The organism is Sphingomonas sp. Leaf28 (assembly GCF_001421685.1).
Lineage (GTDB): Bacteria > Pseudomonadota > Alphaproteobacteria > Sphingomonadales > Sphingomonadaceae > Sphingomonas > Sphingomonas aurantiaca.
The window spans coordinates 151799-166349 of record NZ_LMKX01000009.1; the positions used below are offsets into that span (position 1 = coordinate 151799).

21 protein-coding genes and 1 tRNA gene are annotated in these 14551 nt (G+C 66.9%); 13 read left to right on the forward strand and 9 right to left on the reverse strand.

Annotated elements, in window-relative coordinates; genetic code table 11:
• Nucleotides 1-2: 2 nt before the first annotated feature.
• Nucleotides 3-431 carry a DUF3010 family protein gene (locus tag ASE79_RS20425; RefSeq protein WP_082445314.1) on the reverse strand — a complete coding sequence of 143 codons (429 nt, stop codon included), beginning with the start codon at nucleotides 429-431 and terminating at the stop codon, nucleotides 3-5.
• Nucleotides 432-873: 442 nt separating this feature from the next.
• On the opposite strand from ASE79_RS20425, the gene ASE79_RS13795 reads away from it, so the two are divergent.
• The 13 genes from ASE79_RS13795 to ASE79_RS13850 all read left to right on the forward strand — a co-directional run bounded on the left by ASE79_RS13795 (nucleotide 874) and on the right by ASE79_RS13850 (nucleotide 8056).
• Nucleotides 874-1683, forward strand: coding sequence for a GPO family capsid scaffolding protein (locus ASE79_RS13795; RefSeq protein WP_056417682.1), 810 nt, complete (start codon nucleotides 874-876; stop codon nucleotides 1681-1683).
• A 54-nt stretch (nucleotides 1684-1737) separates the two neighbouring features.
• A complete protein-coding gene (locus ASE79_RS13800; RefSeq protein WP_056417685.1) occupies nucleotides 1738-2829 on the forward strand; it encodes a phage major capsid protein, P2 family in 1092 nt (363 codons plus the stop codon).
• 72 nt (nucleotides 2830-2901) lie between these two features.
• Nucleotides 2902-3669, forward strand: coding sequence for a phage terminase small subunit (gpM, locus tag ASE79_RS13805; protein WP_082445315.1), 768 nt, complete (start codon nucleotides 2902-2904; stop codon nucleotides 3667-3669).
• A gap of 112 nt (nucleotides 3670-3781) precedes the next feature.
• Nucleotides 3782-4255: a head completion/stabilization protein gene (locus ASE79_RS13810; RefSeq protein ID WP_056417692.1), complete on the forward strand. Its 474-nt coding sequence runs from the start codon at nucleotides 3782-3784 to the stop codon at nucleotides 4253-4255.
• A complete protein-coding gene (locus ASE79_RS13815) occupies nucleotides 4255-4479 on the forward strand; it encodes a tail protein X (protein ID WP_056417695.1) in 225 nt (74 codons plus the stop codon). Before ASE79_RS13810 ends, ASE79_RS13815 begins: the two co-directional genes overlap by 1 nt.
• Before the next feature lie 2 nt (nucleotides 4480-4481).
• Nucleotides 4482-4838, forward strand: coding sequence for a hypothetical protein (locus ASE79_RS13820; protein ID WP_056417698.1), 357 nt, complete (start codon nucleotides 4482-4484; stop codon nucleotides 4836-4838).
• Nucleotides 4838-5188 (forward strand): hypothetical protein, encoded by a 351-nt coding sequence (locus ASE79_RS13825; RefSeq protein WP_056417701.1) that lies wholly within the window; start codon nucleotides 4838-4840, stop codon nucleotides 5186-5188. The genes ASE79_RS13820 and ASE79_RS13825 overlap by 1 nt, the downstream gene beginning before the upstream one ends.
• A 38-nt stretch (nucleotides 5189-5226) precedes the next feature.
• Nucleotides 5227-5736, forward strand: a complete 510-nt coding sequence (locus tag ASE79_RS13830; RefSeq protein ID WP_056417703.1) for a phage major tail tube protein — start codon at nucleotides 5227-5229, stop codon at nucleotides 5734-5736.
• A 53-nt stretch (nucleotides 5737-5789) separates the two neighbouring features.
• Nucleotides 5790-6221, forward strand: coding sequence for a hypothetical protein (locus ASE79_RS21725; protein WP_235516940.1), 432 nt, complete (start codon nucleotides 5790-5792; stop codon nucleotides 6219-6221).
• Entirely contained in the window at nucleotides 6221-6448 is a 228-nt protein-coding gene (locus ASE79_RS13840; RefSeq protein ID WP_056417706.1) for a hypothetical protein, read from the forward strand. Before ASE79_RS21725 ends, ASE79_RS13840 begins: the two co-directional genes overlap by 1 nt.
• A complete protein-coding gene (locus tag ASE79_RS13845; RefSeq protein ID WP_156359696.1) occupies nucleotides 6445-6786 on the forward strand; it encodes a hypothetical protein in 342 nt (113 codons plus the stop codon). Before ASE79_RS13840 ends, ASE79_RS13845 begins: the two co-directional genes overlap by 4 nt.
• Before the next feature lie 47 nt (nucleotides 6787-6833).
• Nucleotides 6834-6953 (forward strand): type I toxin-antitoxin system SymE family toxin, encoded by a 120-nt coding sequence (locus ASE79_RS21730; protein WP_162237045.1) that lies wholly within the window; start codon nucleotides 6834-6836, stop codon nucleotides 6951-6953.
• Entirely contained in the window at nucleotides 6950-8056 is a 1107-nt protein-coding gene (locus tag ASE79_RS13850; protein ID WP_056417712.1) for a site-specific integrase, read from the forward strand. The genes ASE79_RS21730 and ASE79_RS13850 overlap by 4 nt, the downstream gene beginning before the upstream one ends.
• A gap of 4 nt (nucleotides 8057-8060) precedes the next feature.
• Here ASE79_RS13850 and ASE79_RS13855 read toward each other — a convergent pair.
• The 8 genes from ASE79_RS13855 to ASE79_RS13890 all read right to left on the reverse strand — a co-directional run bounded on the left by ASE79_RS13855 (nucleotide 8061) and on the right by ASE79_RS13890 (nucleotide 14513).
• A tRNA-Arg gene (locus ASE79_RS13855) sits at nucleotides 8061-8137 on the reverse strand.
• A 59-nt stretch (nucleotides 8138-8196) separates the two neighbouring features.
• Entirely contained in the window at nucleotides 8197-8871 is a 675-nt protein-coding gene (nth, locus tag ASE79_RS13860) for an endonuclease III (RefSeq protein ID WP_056417716.1), read from the reverse strand.
• Nucleotides 8868-9638 (reverse strand): 4-hydroxy-tetrahydrodipicolinate reductase, encoded by a 771-nt coding sequence (dapB, locus tag ASE79_RS13865; protein ID WP_056417719.1) that lies wholly within the window; start codon nucleotides 9636-9638, stop codon nucleotides 8868-8870. Before dapB ends, nth begins: the two co-directional genes overlap by 4 nt.
• Nucleotides 9639-9751: 113 nt before the next feature.
• On the reverse strand, nucleotides 9752-10507 hold the full coding sequence (locus tag ASE79_RS13870) for a nucleotidyltransferase family protein (RefSeq protein ID WP_056417724.1): 756 nt from the start codon (nucleotides 10505-10507) through the stop codon (nucleotides 9752-9754).
• The gene (locus ASE79_RS13875; protein ID WP_156359697.1) at nucleotides 10504-11412 is read right to left on the reverse strand and encodes a hypothetical protein; all 909 of its coding nucleotides are present in this window, start codon (nucleotides 11410-11412) and stop codon (nucleotides 10504-10506) included. Before ASE79_RS13875 ends, ASE79_RS13870 begins: the two co-directional genes overlap by 4 nt.
• A complete protein-coding gene (locus ASE79_RS13880) occupies nucleotides 11409-12416 on the reverse strand; it encodes a diacylglycerol/lipid kinase family protein (RefSeq protein ID WP_107957380.1) in 1008 nt (335 codons plus the stop codon). Before ASE79_RS13880 ends, ASE79_RS13875 begins: the two co-directional genes overlap by 4 nt.
• 173 nt (nucleotides 12417-12589) lie before the next feature.
• Nucleotides 12590-13051, reverse strand: coding sequence for a DUF2141 domain-containing protein (locus tag ASE79_RS13885; RefSeq protein WP_056417730.1), 462 nt, complete (start codon nucleotides 13049-13051; stop codon nucleotides 12590-12592).
• Between the two features lie 109 nt (nucleotides 13052-13160).
• Nucleotides 13161-14513 carry a lipopolysaccharide biosynthesis protein gene (locus tag ASE79_RS13890; RefSeq protein ID WP_082445316.1) on the reverse strand — a complete coding sequence of 451 codons (1353 nt, stop codon included), beginning with the start codon at nucleotides 14511-14513 and terminating at the stop codon, nucleotides 13161-13163.
• Nucleotides 14514-14551: the final 38 nt, after the last annotated feature.

Genomic DNA, 14551 nt, shown 5'->3' on the forward strand with positions numbered 1-14551 from the left:
ACTCAGATCTTTGCCACTTTCCAAGCGGCTGCGCGATAAGCATCCGCCTGAAATTTTTTAATGGACTGAGGCGGTGTCGCGACGTTGCTCTTTTTCTGAAACGCTGACAGTGTTGGGGGGCTTACAAAACTCACTTCGACGTTAGAAAGCTGGAATAGCGTTTCAATTTTGAAAGTAATGCCACCTGCGGCTAGTTGGCCAGTGGCCTGCCGGGTCTTTATAACAAAACCTTCAACCCTATTCTCGTTAGCGAAGGCGTTGATTGCTTTCATAAAAGCGTGAAGAGACGCGACGTCTTCGTGATCATTAAGCGTGATCCTCTTTGTAGTGCAGTTCAGATGCTCGATATTATCGTCGGTGTCTGATTTAACGATCGCAAGGATTGCGTCCTTAGCTTTTATATCTACCCCGCAGATTATCACAGCTAGCACACTCCCTTTTTCAGAGGGCTCATCTGCCGTTAAAGTCGCGACACATTCAAGCCCGCGCTACCCGCTACGATACCTATCGTTCCATGGCGGTACAAATGAAGGGCAGTTTTCTAGATAGCGCTGAGTGAAGTCGAAACACCGCGAATGATGCATAGCTGACTTGGGGATCGGTGAACGAACGGCCGAAAACGCGCCTCTCCGCTTCGAAGCGGCCGGGCCGTTTCCCTCCCATCCCGGACATTCCTGGTGCGAAAATCAAAATTTCGCACCAAGCCTTGCTGTCTCCGATGCATAACCACCGTGTGATTGCCGGCTAACGCTCTCGTCTCTTGTAGAAAGCCATTCTACAAGACCGGCCGCTTGAGACTGCGGCTGTCTTAGTCCCTGTTCGATCCATCAACCGGCGCCCGGCGCGTCGCAATCGAACCGAGGATTTGCCACCATGGGCACTAAGAGCAAGCCGTTCCGCGCCTTCGTCGAAGGCGAGACCATCAGCGATGGGCGCAAGGTCACGCCCGAGATGATCGACGAATGCGTCGCGACCTTCGCGCCTGCGACCTATTCGCCGCGGATCAACCTCGAGCATGTCTCGGGATACAGTCCCGAGCCGCCCTTCAACGGCTATGGCGACGTCGTCGCGCTCGAAGCCAAGACCGACGACATCATCATCGCGGGCAAGAGTGAGAAGCGCCGCGCGCTCTACGCGACCGTCGAGGGCAACGACCAGCTGGTCGCGCTCGCCCGGGCCGACCAGAAGCCGTTCCCCTCGGTCGAGCTGACCCCCAATTATGCTGGCAGCGGAAAGTTCGGCATCATCGGCCTGGCCTTCACCGACACGCCCGCATCGATCGGCACTGAGCGCCTGCAATTCTCGCACCGCGCGCCTGGCAGCGTCTTTGCCTCGGGCACCGACGCCGTCGCTATAGAGTTCGAAGCGAAGCAGGCCGAACATGAGAAGGTCGACGGCATTGTGGACCGCCTGTTCGCGGCGGTTGCTGCCAAGTTCAAACCGGCCGAGCCGGTTACGCCTACGCCTGCCAACGACAATTTCGACCCCGCCGCGTTTGCGAGCGACATGCGGACGGCGTTCAGCGGCTCACTGGCCGCGGCGCTGAAGCCGGTCACCGAGGCCCATGCGTCGCTGCAACGCGAGTTCGCGACGCTGAAGACGAAGCTCGCGGCGACCGAGCAGCCGGGCTTCTCGCGCGCGCCGGCATCGGGGGCAGGGGACGGCGCCGTCACCGACTGCTGATCCGCCGCGCCCCGACCGCCCCGCCAGACCGCCCGCTCCACAGGAACCGCCCCGATGCTCAACGCTACCCGCAACAAGTACGACGCCTATACCCAGCAGATCGGCAAGCTGAACAACGTCGCCGACCCAAGCCGCTCGTTCGAGGTGCTGCCCGCGATCGCGCAGACGCTCCGCGCAAAGCTGAAAGGATCGAGCGACTTCCTGTCAAAGATCAACATCATCCCGGTCGTGGCGCAGGAGGGCGACAAGGTCGGCGTCGGCGTGAAGGGCACGATCGCCAGCCGCACCGACACGCGCAGCAAGGATCGCAGCCCCCGCTATCCCGGCGATCTCGACGAGACGCGCTACCGGTGCGAGAAGACCGACTTCGATACGCTCATCCGCTACGAAACGCTCGACGCGTGGGCGCATCAGCCCAATTTCCAGACGCTGCTGCGCGACGCGATCGTCAGCGCCAAGGCGGTCGACATCATCACGATCGGCTTCAACGGGCTGTTCGTGGCGCGGGATACCGATCCGGTCGCCTATCCGCTCCTCCAGGACCTCAACAAGGGGTGGCTCCAGCATATCCGCGAGGATGCGCCCGAGCGCCACGCCGCGGGCGGCGAGCTGAAGGCGGAGACGCGCGATGCGGACGGCGTCGTGACCGCAGCCGGCGCGATCTATGTCGGCGCGGGCGAGGTCGGCACCGAGGTCGACTACGTCAACATCGACGCGCTGGTGTTCGCCGGCATCGAGCTGCTGCACGAGAATTACCGTGAGGATACCGATCTGGTCGCGATCGTCGGCCGCGAGCTGGTCAACGACAAGTATTTCTCGATCGTCAACGCATCGGGCGACCGCGCGACCGAACAGCTGGCGCGCGACGTGCTGCTCTCGGACAAGAAGATCGGTGGGCTCACCGCGGTGCGCGTGCCGAAATTTCCGAAGAGCGCCATCCTCATCACCACGCTCGCGAACCTGTCGGTCTACGAACAGATCGGCACCGAGCGGCGCAAGATCGAGGACAACGCCAAGCGCGACCAGATCGAGAACTACGAGAGCGTAAACCATGCCTATGTCGTCGAGGACATGGGCAAGGCCGCGCTGATCGAGAACATCGTCATGGGCAAGTCGCCCGCCGCGCCCGCGCCGGCCGGCGGCTAACCCTTTCCCCCCGTTCCCGCCCCCACAGGACACGCCATGAGCTTCGCTCGACGCCAGGAACAAATCCTAGCCATGAAAGCGGCGTCTGCTCCTGCCTCCGGGGGCGGGCACATCCGTACCGCCGCGGTCGCCAAACCGGCCGCGGCGGACCAACCGCTTGTGCCCGCCGGCAACACGCCGGCCGCGCGCGCCGCGGCCACGATATCCATGCGGCTGCGGCATGACATGCAGCGGCTGAAACAGATCAAATCGATCGACCGCAAGGTCGCGGCCAAGCGCGAGATGCTGCCCGACTATCGCGCATGGTGCGACGGACTGCTCGATGCCGGCCGCGGAGCCGAGCCCGGCGCGCTGGAGCCGACCGGCGCGGATGACGTGCTGCCGACCATCATGGTCTGGTGCATGGACGTCGGCGACTGGTCGCGCGCGCTGACACTCGCAGGCTTCGTGCTGCGCTTCTCGATCTCGATGCCCAAGCGGTACGAGCGCGACGCCGCCACTCTGGTGCTTGAGGTCATCGCCGACGCCGCGCTCAAGACGCAGGTAAGGGGCGAAGCTTTCCCGATCGACGTTCTGGAAGTCGTCGAACTGCTGACCGACGGCATCGATATGCACGACCAGCCGCGCGCCAAGCTGTTCAAGGCGATCGGCGCCGAGCTGATCCGCGCGGCGGGCGCGTCCACCGGTGACGCGATCGTACCGACGATTGAGCGCGCGACGGCAATGCTGACGCGCGCGCAGGATCTGCATGACCGGGTCGGCGTGAAGGCGATGCTGCGCGGTCTCGAAAAGGCGAAGATCGCCGCCACGAAATCTGAGGCCGGCGACATCGCCGGCTGAACCAAGCTCGCCCCCGGCGCTCGGGGACGGATCACGCGAGACGGGAGGCCTTCGGGCCGCAGGGCCGTCGCTCGACCTGATCCCCACCCCCGTGAAATTGAGGACCGTCCCCATGACCATCATCGCGACCGTCCTGCCTGACGAGGATACGCCAGCCCCGGCGCTAATCGTCAACGACGGTTTCTTCCCCGACATCGACCCAGCCATGTTCCGCGAGCAGCACCGAATCCGCGACGCGGTTACGGCAGCGCGGGCGCGCGAGGCGCTGATCGCGGGTATCCTGACGGTCGGGCGGGACCTTGCGGACTGGTCGGCCGGACAACGCGCGGCGGGGATCGTTCGGTTGAATGGTGTGCCCGCGCCGACGATCGACGGCATCAGCACGCTGGTGCTGCTCTATCGCCGTGCCGTGTTCACCGCCGCCAAGGCCGAAGTCGTCGAGCGGTATCGCGACGTGGATCTGACCGGCGCCGGGCAGCGGAAGGCGGAGGATCTCGACCCCAGCGTCGCCGAGCTGCGCCGCGATTCCCTGCACGCCATTCGCGACATGCTCGCGGTGACGCGCACCTGTGTCGAGCTGATCTGATGACGACGCTCGACACCGTTCGCGCGCGCGACGGCGACACGCTCGATGCACTGATCTGGCGCGAACGCGGGCTCGGTCCTGCCGATCTGCCGGCGGTGCTTGCTGCCAATCCGGGCATCGCGGCGCTCGGTCCGATCCTGCCCAAAGGCCTGTCCATAAACCTCCCCGCCATCGCCGCGCCGGCCGTCGCCGTGCGCACCGATGTCGTCAACCTGTGGGACTGACGATGCACAAGCTCCTTCATGACCTGGCCGAAGGGCTGATCGCCTTTCTCGGGTCGCTCGTCCCGCCCGCGCTCGGGTCGATCGTCAGCATGCTGTATGATCCGGATCTGACCTGGGCGCAGCGCGCGACCCAGCTTTGGGTCGGCGTCGTCGTTAGCTATTTCGTCCAGCGGGCGGCCGGCGCGGTCTACCCGTTCCACCCCTTCGTCCTGCAGGCGCTCGGCTTCATGTTCGGGATGGTCGCCTTCAAGACCGCGCCCGCTTTCGTCGCCGGCTGCGCGACCGCGGCCGGCGAGCTGCCCGGTATCGTCCGCGACCGCCTGATCGGCTTGCTCCCCACCAAGAAGGAGAAAAAGTGATGCCGAACCCCGGCACCGCCTCACCGGCGCGCACGGCCCGCAAGACGCTGATCGGCGTCGTCGGCCTCGGGCTGGTGTGGGCGATGGACAAGCCGCTGCTGCCCAGCCTGGCCAAGGATATCGTCGAGCAGATCAACGAGAAGTTCCGGACCGAGACGCGCGCCGGCCGCATCCTCGGTGCCGTCGCCGTGTTCGACGGGGCCAAGAACCCCGTCGAGCAGCTGAAGGCCGGCAAGCTGCTGATCGGCTACCGCTACACCTTCGTGCCGCCCCTGGAGGCGCTCGGGCTCGAGCAGGAGATCTCCGACGAGTTCTTCGCCGACTTCGCCAGCCTCGCGGGCGGCAACTGACCCGCTCCCCCTGATCCCCCGAACGAAAGGCTGACGCGATGGCGTTCCCCAGCAAGCTCAAACAGACGATGATGTTCAACGACGGCGAGGCCTTTGTCGGCGAAACCGTTTCGATCACGCCGCCCAAACTCGTCCGCAAGTTCGAGGACTATCGCGCGGGCGGCATGGGCCGCGCGGTCAAGGTCGACATGGGCGGGGAGGCGCTGGAAATGGAGGCGACCTATGGCGGCCCCATGCGCCAGATCCTGCGCCAGCATGGTATGCTCAATATCTCGGGCGTCCAGCAGCGCTTTGTCGGCTCGTTCCAGAACGACGACACCGGTGCGGTCGACGTGGTCGAGATCGTCACCCGTGGCCGCCACGAAGAGATCGACATGGGCGAATGGAAGCCCAGCGAGGACACCGAGTTCAAGGTCAAAAGCCAGCTCAGCTATTTCAAGCTGACGTGGAACGACGTCGTCGAGGTCGAGATCGATGTGCTCGGCATGATCGAGGTCGTGGGCGGCGTCGACCTGATGGCCGCGCACCGCACGGCGCTCGGTCTTTAGGCCCCGCACCACCAACGCCGCCCCGCCGCGAACCGAACCCAAGGACTGACAAGATGAACGACCAGAACGACACGCCAAACTCCGCACACGCCGTCCCCGGCGACGTCACGCTCGAATACGATATTGTCGTGGCCGACAAGGTCGTGCTGCCGGCCGGCACGCTGATCCATGTGCGAAAGCCGATGGGCGGCGCGCTGCGCGGCGCCAATCTCGGCGGACTGGTGCGGATGGATTACAACCAGGTCGCGCTGGTCGCGCCGCGCGTGCGCCTGGCACGCGCCTGCAACCTGTTCGCGATGCGTCGTCACCCCTGCTTCCGTGGTGTTCCAGTGATCGCCGCCGCTGCCCCGAGCCGCGCGCGCCTCGAGCGCCGTATGCGCCAGCGCCGCCTGGCGAAGGTCGTCGTCGCGATTGCGTTGGCCGTGATCTGGGTTCCGGTCGCGATCGTCATGCTGGCCGCCGGCATGGCGGATCGGCGCGGCTGATGGTGCAGCACATCCTCCACGGCTTCGGCATCGGACTGTTCATCAGCGGGGGCGCGATTGCGCTCGGCGTCATCGTCGCATCGATTGCGCCGCAGTGGCAGCGCATCTGCCGCCTAGCGCTCGGCGAGGTTGCACCGAGCAGCACACCGCTCTTGGCGAAACGCTTTCTACAAGAGCGGACGCTGGCGCGCCCGCTCGATCGACCCGCAGCAGGAGGTTTAGTATGATGATCAGCGCCGCTGCCTCCGAAGCTGACCAGTCTGCGCCGCGATCACAACCGAGCAACCGTTCCCAAAAGCGGGAACAGCGCGGCTTGCCGATCGAAATGCCGCGGATGATGGGTCTTCAGACCGCCTACGAAATTCTCGGGGGAAAGAAGGCGCTGGCGGATGCCCTCGGCGTCTGCGTCCGAAGCCTGAACCACAAGCTCAACGCCGACCGTGGTGTGTCGAACCTCGACCTGTTCGTCACCGCCAAGACGCTCGAAACACGCGGCACGAAAATGCTGGAGCATGCCGCAAAGCTGCGTGCGGTGCTGGCCGATAACCAGGTCGCGCGGCGATGAGTGCGAGAGCGCTTGTGCGCCAGGCGGACCTTACGCGGATTCTTCGCGTGGCTGCGAAGGTCGGCATCCCCGTACGTGTCGAGATCGAGCCCGGCCGCATTGTCGTCACGACCGGGGCAGGGGTCATGCCTGCCGGTGCGAACAGCCTGGACGAGATGTTCGCGTGAAGCGGCGTTGGCTACCGAAGCATGTCAGCACGTTCCGCGACCGGCATGGGAAGGCCCATTACCGGTATCGCCGCACGGGCTTCGTCACCTATTATTTCAAGAACGAGCCGGGGACCGACGCGTTTCTGGCGGAACTGCGCGCGTGCAACGACGGCGTCAGCGCCCCGGAGATCGAAGCCGGCGCCAACCGCGCCGCCGTCGGCACGTTCGACGACCTGCTCTCCCGTTACTACCGTTCCCCCGACTTCCTCGATCCAGGCGAGCGCACGCGCGTCGTCTATCGCGGCACGCTGGAGCGCTGGCGGGCACGCAGCCGCAAGGGGCGGCGATACGGCGAGATCATGGTGCGCGAGTTGCAGCCCCGCCACGTCGAGGCGATGCTCGCGGAACTGCTGCCGCATCGGACGTCAGCGAACATGCTGCGCAAGCGGCTGTCGGCGCTGATGAAGTTCGCCATGCGCATCGGCATGGCCGGATCGAACCCGGTCATCGTCACACGACCCTTCAAGGTCAGCGGGGGCGGGTTCCATAGCTGGACCGAGGAAGAGATTGCCGCCTACGAACGGCGTCACGCGATCGGTACGGTCGCGCGCCTGGCGTTCGATCTGATGATCTGGACGGGCCAGCGCGGCGGCGATGCCCGGAAGATGGGGCCCGCCAGCGTCCGCGACACCCGGCTCGAACTGACGCAGGAAAAGACGAAGGTCTTCGTGTCGCTGCCGATTATGCCTGGCCTGGCGGAATCGATTCTCGCGACGCCGACGGTCGGCGCGTTCTTCGTCGTCACCGAGTTCGGCAAGCAATTCTCGGTAAAGGGCTTCGGCAACAAATTTCGCCAGTGGTGCGACGAGGCCGGCTTGCCGAATTGCTCGGCACACGGGCTGCGCAAGGCCGCCGCGCGGCGCTTCGCGGAGGCGGGCTGCTCCAATCAAGAGATCAAGGCGTGGACCGGTCACACGACCGACAGCGAGGTCTCCCGGTACACGGCAGCGGCCGACCAGCGCACGCTTTCCGACACCGCTGCCGAAAAGCTTTTGGCTAACCTTGCGGAAAGGTTAGCCAAAGATTCCGCTAAGGCACTGAAAATACAGGAAAATAAATGATGTTTGGTGCACCCGACTGGATTCGAACCAGTGGCCTCTGCCTTCGGAGGGCAGCGCTCTATCCAGCTGAGCTACGGGTGCCGGTGACATGCGCCTAGCAAAGGCCGGGGCGGGGCGCTAGCCGTTTTGATGCGGGGGCGTCACTTCGTCTGCGGGACGCCTGGGACGGCTTTCCCCTTTGGCGGGGGCGTCTTGGGTTTGAAGGCGCAGAGATCGCTGACGATGCACCGCCAGCATTCGGGCGTCCGTGCCTTGCAGACATAGCGGCCATGCAGGATTAGCCAGTGATGCGCGTGGAGGCGGAAGGGGTGCGGCGTCGCCTTGTCGAGTTTCAGTTCGACCGCGAGCGGGGTCTTGCCGCGCGCGAGGCCGGTGCGGTTGCCGACGCGGAAGATGTGCGTGTCGACCGCGAAGGTCTCCGCGCCGAACGCGACGTTCAGGACGACGTTGGCGGTCTTGCGCCCGACGCCGGGCAGGCGTTCGAGCGCGTCGCGATCGTTCGGGACCTCGCCGCCATAGTCGTCGATCAGCATCTGCGAGAGCGCGATGACGTTCTTCGCCTTGGTGTTGAACAGGCCGATCGTCTTGATGTGGCGCTTGAGTTCGTCGAGGCCGAGCGCGACCATCTTGGCGGGCGTATCAACCTCGCGGAAGAGCGCGCGCGTGGCCTTGTTGACGCCGATGTCGGTCGCCTGCGCGGACAAGGCGACCGCCACGACGAGCGTGTACGGATTGACGAATTCGAGCTCGGTCTCCGGGTGCGGATCGGCCTCGGCCAGACGCGCGTAGAACGCGATGACGTCCGCCTTTTTCACAGCCCGAGCACGTCGCCCATCCGGTAGCGCCCGGCGGGTTGGCCGGCGAGCCAGATCGCCGCGCGGACCGCCCCGCGCGCGAAGATCGAGCGATCGTCGCCGCGGTGGTTGAGTTCGATCCGCTCGCCTTCGCCGGCGAAGATCACGCTGTGGTCGCCGATCACCGACCCGCCGCGTAGCGACGCGAAGCCGATCGTGCCCTCGGTCCGGGCGCCGTGCAGGCCTGCGCGGCTGTCGACGCGCAGTTCGGCGAGCGACGATCCACGGCCCTTGGCGGCGGCGTCGCCGAGCAGCAGCGCGGTGCCGGACGGCGCGTCGACCTTGTGCCGGTGGTGCATCTCGACGATCTCGACGTCCCAGTCCGCGCCGAGCCGCGCCGCGGCCTCGCGGACCAGGATGCCGAGCAAGGTGACGCCGAGCGAGGTGTTGCCGGTCTGGAGGATGGCGATGTCGGCGGCGGCGGCGTCGATCATCGACTGGTGTTGTGGTGACAGGCCGGTCGTGCCGATGACGATAGCGGTACCAGCGGCGCGCGCGGCGGCAAGATGCGCCTCGATTGCGGAGGCCGTCGAGAAATCGACGAGAACGTCGGCGCTGCGGGCGAGCGGGGTCGGATCGTCGCCGGCATCGACGCCGCCCGCGAGCGAGGCGCCCGCGGCTTCGATCGCGTCGACGATCGCGCGGCCCATGCGTCCGGCGCTGCCGTAGATGCCGATCGAGGTCGTTCCGCTGGGGGGCGGGGCGAGTTGGGGCGCGTGCGTCTGCATGCCCGCGCTTTGCACCAAGTGGCGGTTTGGGGACAGGGGGCAGCGGCAGCCCGAGGCAATTTCTCCGCGAATGATGGCAGGGCCAGCGGCCCGATCTGCGGGCCGGACTGGCGTCAGCGACGCGCGATCAGGTCCCGGACGAGGTCCAGGTCGGCGGGTTTGTCGACATCGACCGCCGCCAGACCGAACGGGGTCGAGACCGCCGCCGCGTTCAACCCGGCGAGGCGCCCCAGATGCGCGATCGCGGCCACCAGCGTCAGGCGTCCCGACATGTAGCGGAGTAGCGTGCCGAGCCCGAGCCGGCGGACGATCCGCCACGGGCGCTTACGATCTGCCTCGACCTGCGCCCACAGATCGAGCGCTGCGACGGCGCGCGGCGTGGCGAAGTGGAACAGGTTGCACCCCGACCAGGCGCCGTCGGCGAAGCGGAGATAGGTGCGGCGCGTGCCGGGAGCCGCAGATTCGATCACGTCCTGGCGTGCGAGCAGCGCCGCGACGTCGGCGTCCGCGGGCGCGTCGGCGAGAAAGCGCGTGATCCATTCGGGCTGGAGCAGCGCATGATCCGCCGTCGTGACCACCAGCGGCGTGCCGAGTGCCTCGATACCGTCGCGCACGCTGCGGCTGGGGCCCGACGCGGCGGTCAGGACGGTGAGGCCGAGCGCGCTCGCCGCCGCGCGGACGGTGTCTTCGGACACCGAGACCGCGATGTGCGTCGCGCCTGCATCGCGCAGTGCCTGCGCGACACGGGCGAGCAGCGTCTGGCCGTCGAGCAGGATCAGCGCCTTGTGCGCGACGCCGGCATAGGCCGCGACCGGATCGACGCCGCCGCGCGAGCCGGCGAGGATCAGCGCGTTGATGGGCTTGGTCATGGCGTCGTGGTGCCTGTCTGCGACCGCGCGCGCCAGACGCGCCAGAACACGCCGGGCGCCGCGAGGATGGGATGCTTCTCACGCCACGGGGTCAGCGGCACGGCGACGCCGGTGTGCCGTTCGACCTTCCATAGGCCGTAGCGTGCGGCGCCCTCGAAGGTGAAGGCGGCGCGCACCAGGCGGGCGATATTGAGCGGTTTGCCGGCGCGACGTCGGCGCGCCCAGGCCTGCTGCAGCGCGGCGCGCCTGGCTGGCGGCAGATAGGGTCGCAGCACGCCGGCCTCGTCGCGAAACGCGATGCCGTCGGCGGTCCAGGCGAGCGGCAGGAGTTCGTCGTAGCGTGCCGGATCGAAGCCGAGGATCTGCCCCTCGCGCCCCTTGCGTTCGACGCGGAGTTCGGCGGCGTAGGTCTGGCGGAACAGCGCGCGCCAATAGGTGTCGGCGGTACCGCTCGCGGGGCCGAGCGCTGCGGCGAACCGCGCGGCGGACCGCGCCGCATCACCGATCGCCGCCGCCACCTGGGTCGCGATGGCGGAGTCGCGGACCCAGACGAGTGCGGAGGGCTGCACGAACCGGGTCCAGATCGTGGTGTCGAGCGTCCGCGCGGCCGCGGCCTTGGCGAAGGTCGCCAGCCGCATCGTCGCGATCTTCGCGCGCACCGTCTCGCCGTTGTGTGTGAATTCGCGGTAGCTGACGGTCGGCCACATGCCCCGCTCGGGTGGGCCTGCGGTAAGGACGTAGAAATCGAGCACGCCCTCGATGAGGCCCGTGCGCAGGTTCGAGCCATAGAACAGCACCGCCAGCGTGTCGGCCGACCCCGCCGCCAGCACCGAGGCGACGTCTCGGACTGCGGCGATGGTGGGAACGTGCAACTGGCGGCGGACAACGTCGCCAAGCGTGATCACGGGACGACGAAGCTGAGCGCGCGCGCTTCGCGGACGATCAGGTCCCCGCCGGCATAGACTTCGCCGTCGAGGATGAAGCCCGAGTCGATCGACAGGTCGAAGCTTGGCGAATCGATCCGGTGATAGCCGGCGCGATCGAGCCATGCGGCGGGCGAGCCAGCCACGATCAACGGCGTCGCGGCGGCAAGCCAGCGCGGTGGCGCATCGACCAGCAGAGTCTTCAGCCCGCCCCGCGGCACGCCGAAGGGACGGATCCCGATCGGCATGCGCTTCAGCGTCGAGGCAAGGAGGATGTAGCGGGCGCGATCGGTTTCGGCATTCTTGCCGGCGGCATGCACGCCCTCGTCGCCGCGGGACTGGAAGCGGATCCGCATGCGGTTGCCCGCGCGCCACGCGCTGTTCGCGCCGCCGAACAGCGTCTGCAGGATCGCCCAGCACAAAGCGAGCCCGACCGCGACGCCGTTGAAGGCGCCTGCGCGGTGCGTGCGCTGGGCGAGCGCGGTGGCGTCGACGAACGCGCCTGCCCCGAACAGGAAGCCACAGAGCTTCGCGCCGCTGTCCTTGCGGATCACCTCGACCGGGCTGCGCAACTTGACCCGGCCGTGGCGGGCCGCGGTCAGCGCTTGGTCGAGCGTCCAGCTGTCGGGGATGCCGAGATCGAGCGCGAGCGCGTTGGTCTTGCCCGAGGGGACGATCGCCACGCGGGGAGCAGCCCCCGTCCAGACGCGCGCGGCGGCGGTCATCACGTCGCGGATCGTGCCGTCGCCGCCGTCGATCACGAGCAGTTCGATGCCGTGCCGCGCAAAGTCGGTGAGCACCTCGGCCAGCTCGTCCTGCGTCCGCGGGGTGACGGCGAGCACCGTGCCCGACAGGAACGGCTTGGTCGCCTCGACGCTGCTGCGGTTGCGGTGGCTCTTGGGGTTGCAGATGATTCCGGTGCGGATCTTCGCGGCGGCCTCGCGCGGGTTCACGCTGGCCCGTTCGGTTGCCGCCGAATCGAACATGCCCTCGGGCAACCACGCGGGTGCCGCGGGAGGGGTAAGCGATTGCCTGCCAAAGGCATCAAAGTTCGAAACAGCATCAGCCACGTTATAGAGATACCCGTCACGGTAAAGAACCGCTACAATTTTGTGTCAATAAGATTTCCGTTCCGCGTCGATCGCGGTCCGGGCGAACATTAGCCGCGATACCGCATCTTCATCCGTATGACTGCGCCGGACGCGGGCAGGGCGGTGCGGACCGCGTCGAACGACGGCAGCCCGACCGAGGTCGGCGCGTCGTTCGAGAAGCCGAAGCCCTCCTTGGGCACGAACAGCGTCCGGTTGAACTTATGGTCGCCATTCTCGTCGTGATATTGCGCGACCGCATAGTGTCCGGGCTTCAGCCAGAAGCAGGCGCGCGGTTTGGCCGCCGAGACGCGCGCACGCCCCACCTTGGCGCCCTTTGCCAAAAACCGGGACTTGTCATCGGGATAGATCGCGAAAGCGACCTCGCCCTGGCTATTGCGCAGCGTCGTTGCCTCCAGGATCAGCTTTGCGGCACCGTTCCCCGGTGTGCCCTCGCACGTCTCGGCAGCGCGGGCATGGGTCGGCGCGATGGCCGCCACAGCGCCGAGCGCGATAAGGAATCCGTAGTTCATCGGCAGACCAAGACCCGAAAATAGTGGCGATAGAGCGGCGCGCAGATGACATTTGCGACGTGAACGAGGCGTTTATCGCAGCCCCCACGCTCGCGGTGTCGCGGCCGGGTCAGGTCTCGCGGGGTACGCGCGTTATGCGCGCGGCGGCAAATCCCAGCAGGATCGCGACCGCCACCGACCCGACCGCGACCGCCACCGCGACGCCGGTCGAATCATAGGTGGGCATGAGCATGAACGCAGTGACGAACAGCAGGACCACGCCGACCGCGCGAATCGCGAACACCGTGCCAGCGCGGTGGAGCGCGGTCATCACGGTATCGAGGCTGACGGTGGCGAGGTCGAAACAGCCGGCAGCGGCCAGCCACAACAGGACCGGATACGCGCCGCCGAACGATTTGCCGCCGACCAGCTTCAAGATCGGCTCGCCGACCAAAGCGACGATCGCCAGGATCACCAGCGCCGCCGCGGTGCTGGCCAGCATGGTGCGCATCAGGATGCGCCGCAGCCGCGAGGGTTCGGCGGTACGGACCGCGCGGACGATCTCGGGGAAGGCGGCGCGCGACAGCATCTGCGATAATTTGGCGAGCGCCTGCGCCAGCTGCGTCGCAAGCCGGAACGCGCCCGCCGCCGCGGGGCCGATCAATGCACCGACCAGCAGCAACGGGATCTGCTTGCTCGACAGCCCGAGCGTCGCGCTGGCGTTGGTGCTGAGCGAGAAGCGGACGATGCCGGGATTTTCGTCGCGCAGCTGTCGCCACGCGCCGCGGCCACGCGCGAGCAGGCCGAGGTCGCCGCTGCGTGCGACCATGATCCAATAGGTCGCCGCGGTCACGATCTCGGCGATCGCCCACGCCAGCATGAAGCCGCGGATGGTCGGCGCAAACAGCATCGCCGCGCCCGCGCCGACGAACCGCATGATCGGCGTCATGCTGTCGGCCAGCGCGGACAGCGAGAATTTGTCGCGCAGGCGCAGGATGCCGAGCGGGGTCGAGCGGATCGTGACGAGCTGGACCACGGTGAACATCAGCGTGTCGCGCATCAGGTCGGGCGGGATGCCGAAGCGGTCGCTCCATACCCACAGGATGACGACGCTGAGCGCTGCCCCAACCAGCGCGCTGCACAGGTCGAGCACGGCCGAGAGCCGGAGCAATCGCGCGAGCCGGGGCGTGTCGCCATGCTGAATCGGCTCGACGCCATATTGGACGATGATCTGCCAGGTCTGGAAGCCGACGAAGGTCGCCAGCGCCTGCGCCGCGCCGCTGATCAGCGCGAACCGGCCGAAATCGACCACGCCCAGCGTGCGCGTCGCAAAGCCAAGGTAGAAGAGCGACAGGACCGCCAGCACGCTGCGACTGGCGAGCAGCCAGCCGAGGTTGCGCGCCGCCGCCCGGAAAATCCCGGTCGTGCCCGCGCGTGCCGGTGCATCCGCCGGAGCCGGAGAAGGAGCGGGGTCCTGAACCATCTGCGACCGGCCCCTAGAGCGCGACAGCGAGTGCGGCA

What these genes read in the sequence shown, in the direction of transcription:
- ASE79_RS13795 (WP_056417682.1), top strand. Translation starts at nt 874, where the DNA reads ATGGGCACTAAGAGCAAGCCGTTCCGCGCCTTCGTCGAAGGCGAGACC.
- ASE79_RS13800 (WP_056417685.1), top strand. Translation starts at nt 1,738, where the DNA reads ATGCTCAACGCTACCCGCAACAAGTACGACGCCTATACCCAGCAGATC.
- gpM (WP_082445315.1), top strand. Translation starts at nt 2,902, where the DNA reads ATGAAAGCGGCGTCTGCTCCTGCCTCCGGGGGCGGGCACATCCGTACC.
- ASE79_RS13810 (WP_056417692.1), top strand. Translation starts at nt 3,782, where the DNA reads ATGACCATCATCGCGACCGTCCTGCCTGACGAGGATACGCCAGCCCCG.
- ASE79_RS13815 (WP_056417695.1), top strand. Translation starts at nt 4,255, where the DNA reads ATGACGACGCTCGACACCGTTCGCGCGCGCGACGGCGACACGCTCGAT.
- ASE79_RS13820 (WP_056417698.1), top strand. Translation starts at nt 4,482, where the DNA reads ATGCACAAGCTCCTTCATGACCTGGCCGAAGGGCTGATCGCCTTTCTC.
- ASE79_RS13825 (WP_056417701.1), top strand. Translation starts at nt 4,838, where the DNA reads ATGCCGAACCCCGGCACCGCCTCACCGGCGCGCACGGCCCGCAAGACG.
- ASE79_RS13830 (WP_056417703.1), top strand. Translation starts at nt 5,227, where the DNA reads ATGGCGTTCCCCAGCAAGCTCAAACAGACGATGATGTTCAACGACGGC.
- ASE79_RS21725 (WP_235516940.1), top strand. Translation starts at nt 5,790, where the DNA reads ATGAACGACCAGAACGACACGCCAAACTCCGCACACGCCGTCCCCGGC.
- ASE79_RS13840 (WP_056417706.1), top strand. Translation starts at nt 6,221, where the DNA reads ATGGTGCAGCACATCCTCCACGGCTTCGGCATCGGACTGTTCATCAGC.
- ASE79_RS13845 (WP_156359696.1), top strand. Translation starts at nt 6,445, where the DNA reads ATGATGATCAGCGCCGCTGCCTCCGAAGCTGACCAGTCTGCGCCGCGA.
- dapB (WP_056417719.1), bottom strand. Translation starts at nt 9,638, where the DNA reads ATGCAGACGCACGCGCCCCAACTCGCCCCGCCCCCCAGCGGAACGACC.
- ASE79_RS13870 (WP_056417724.1), bottom strand. Translation starts at nt 10,507, where the DNA reads ATGACCAAGCCCATCAACGCGCTGATCCTCGCCGGCTCGCGCGGCGGC.
- ASE79_RS13880 (WP_107957380.1), bottom strand. Translation starts at nt 12,416, where the DNA reads ATGTTCGATTCGGCGGCAACCGAACGGGCCAGCGTGAACCCGCGCGAG.
- ASE79_RS13885 (WP_056417730.1), bottom strand. Translation starts at nt 13,051, where the DNA reads ATGAACTACGGATTCCTTATCGCGCTCGGCGCTGTGGCGGCCATCGCG.
- ASE79_RS13890 (WP_082445316.1), bottom strand. Translation starts at nt 14,513, where the DNA reads ATGGTTCAGGACCCCGCTCCTTCTCCGGCTCCGGCGGATGCACCGGCA.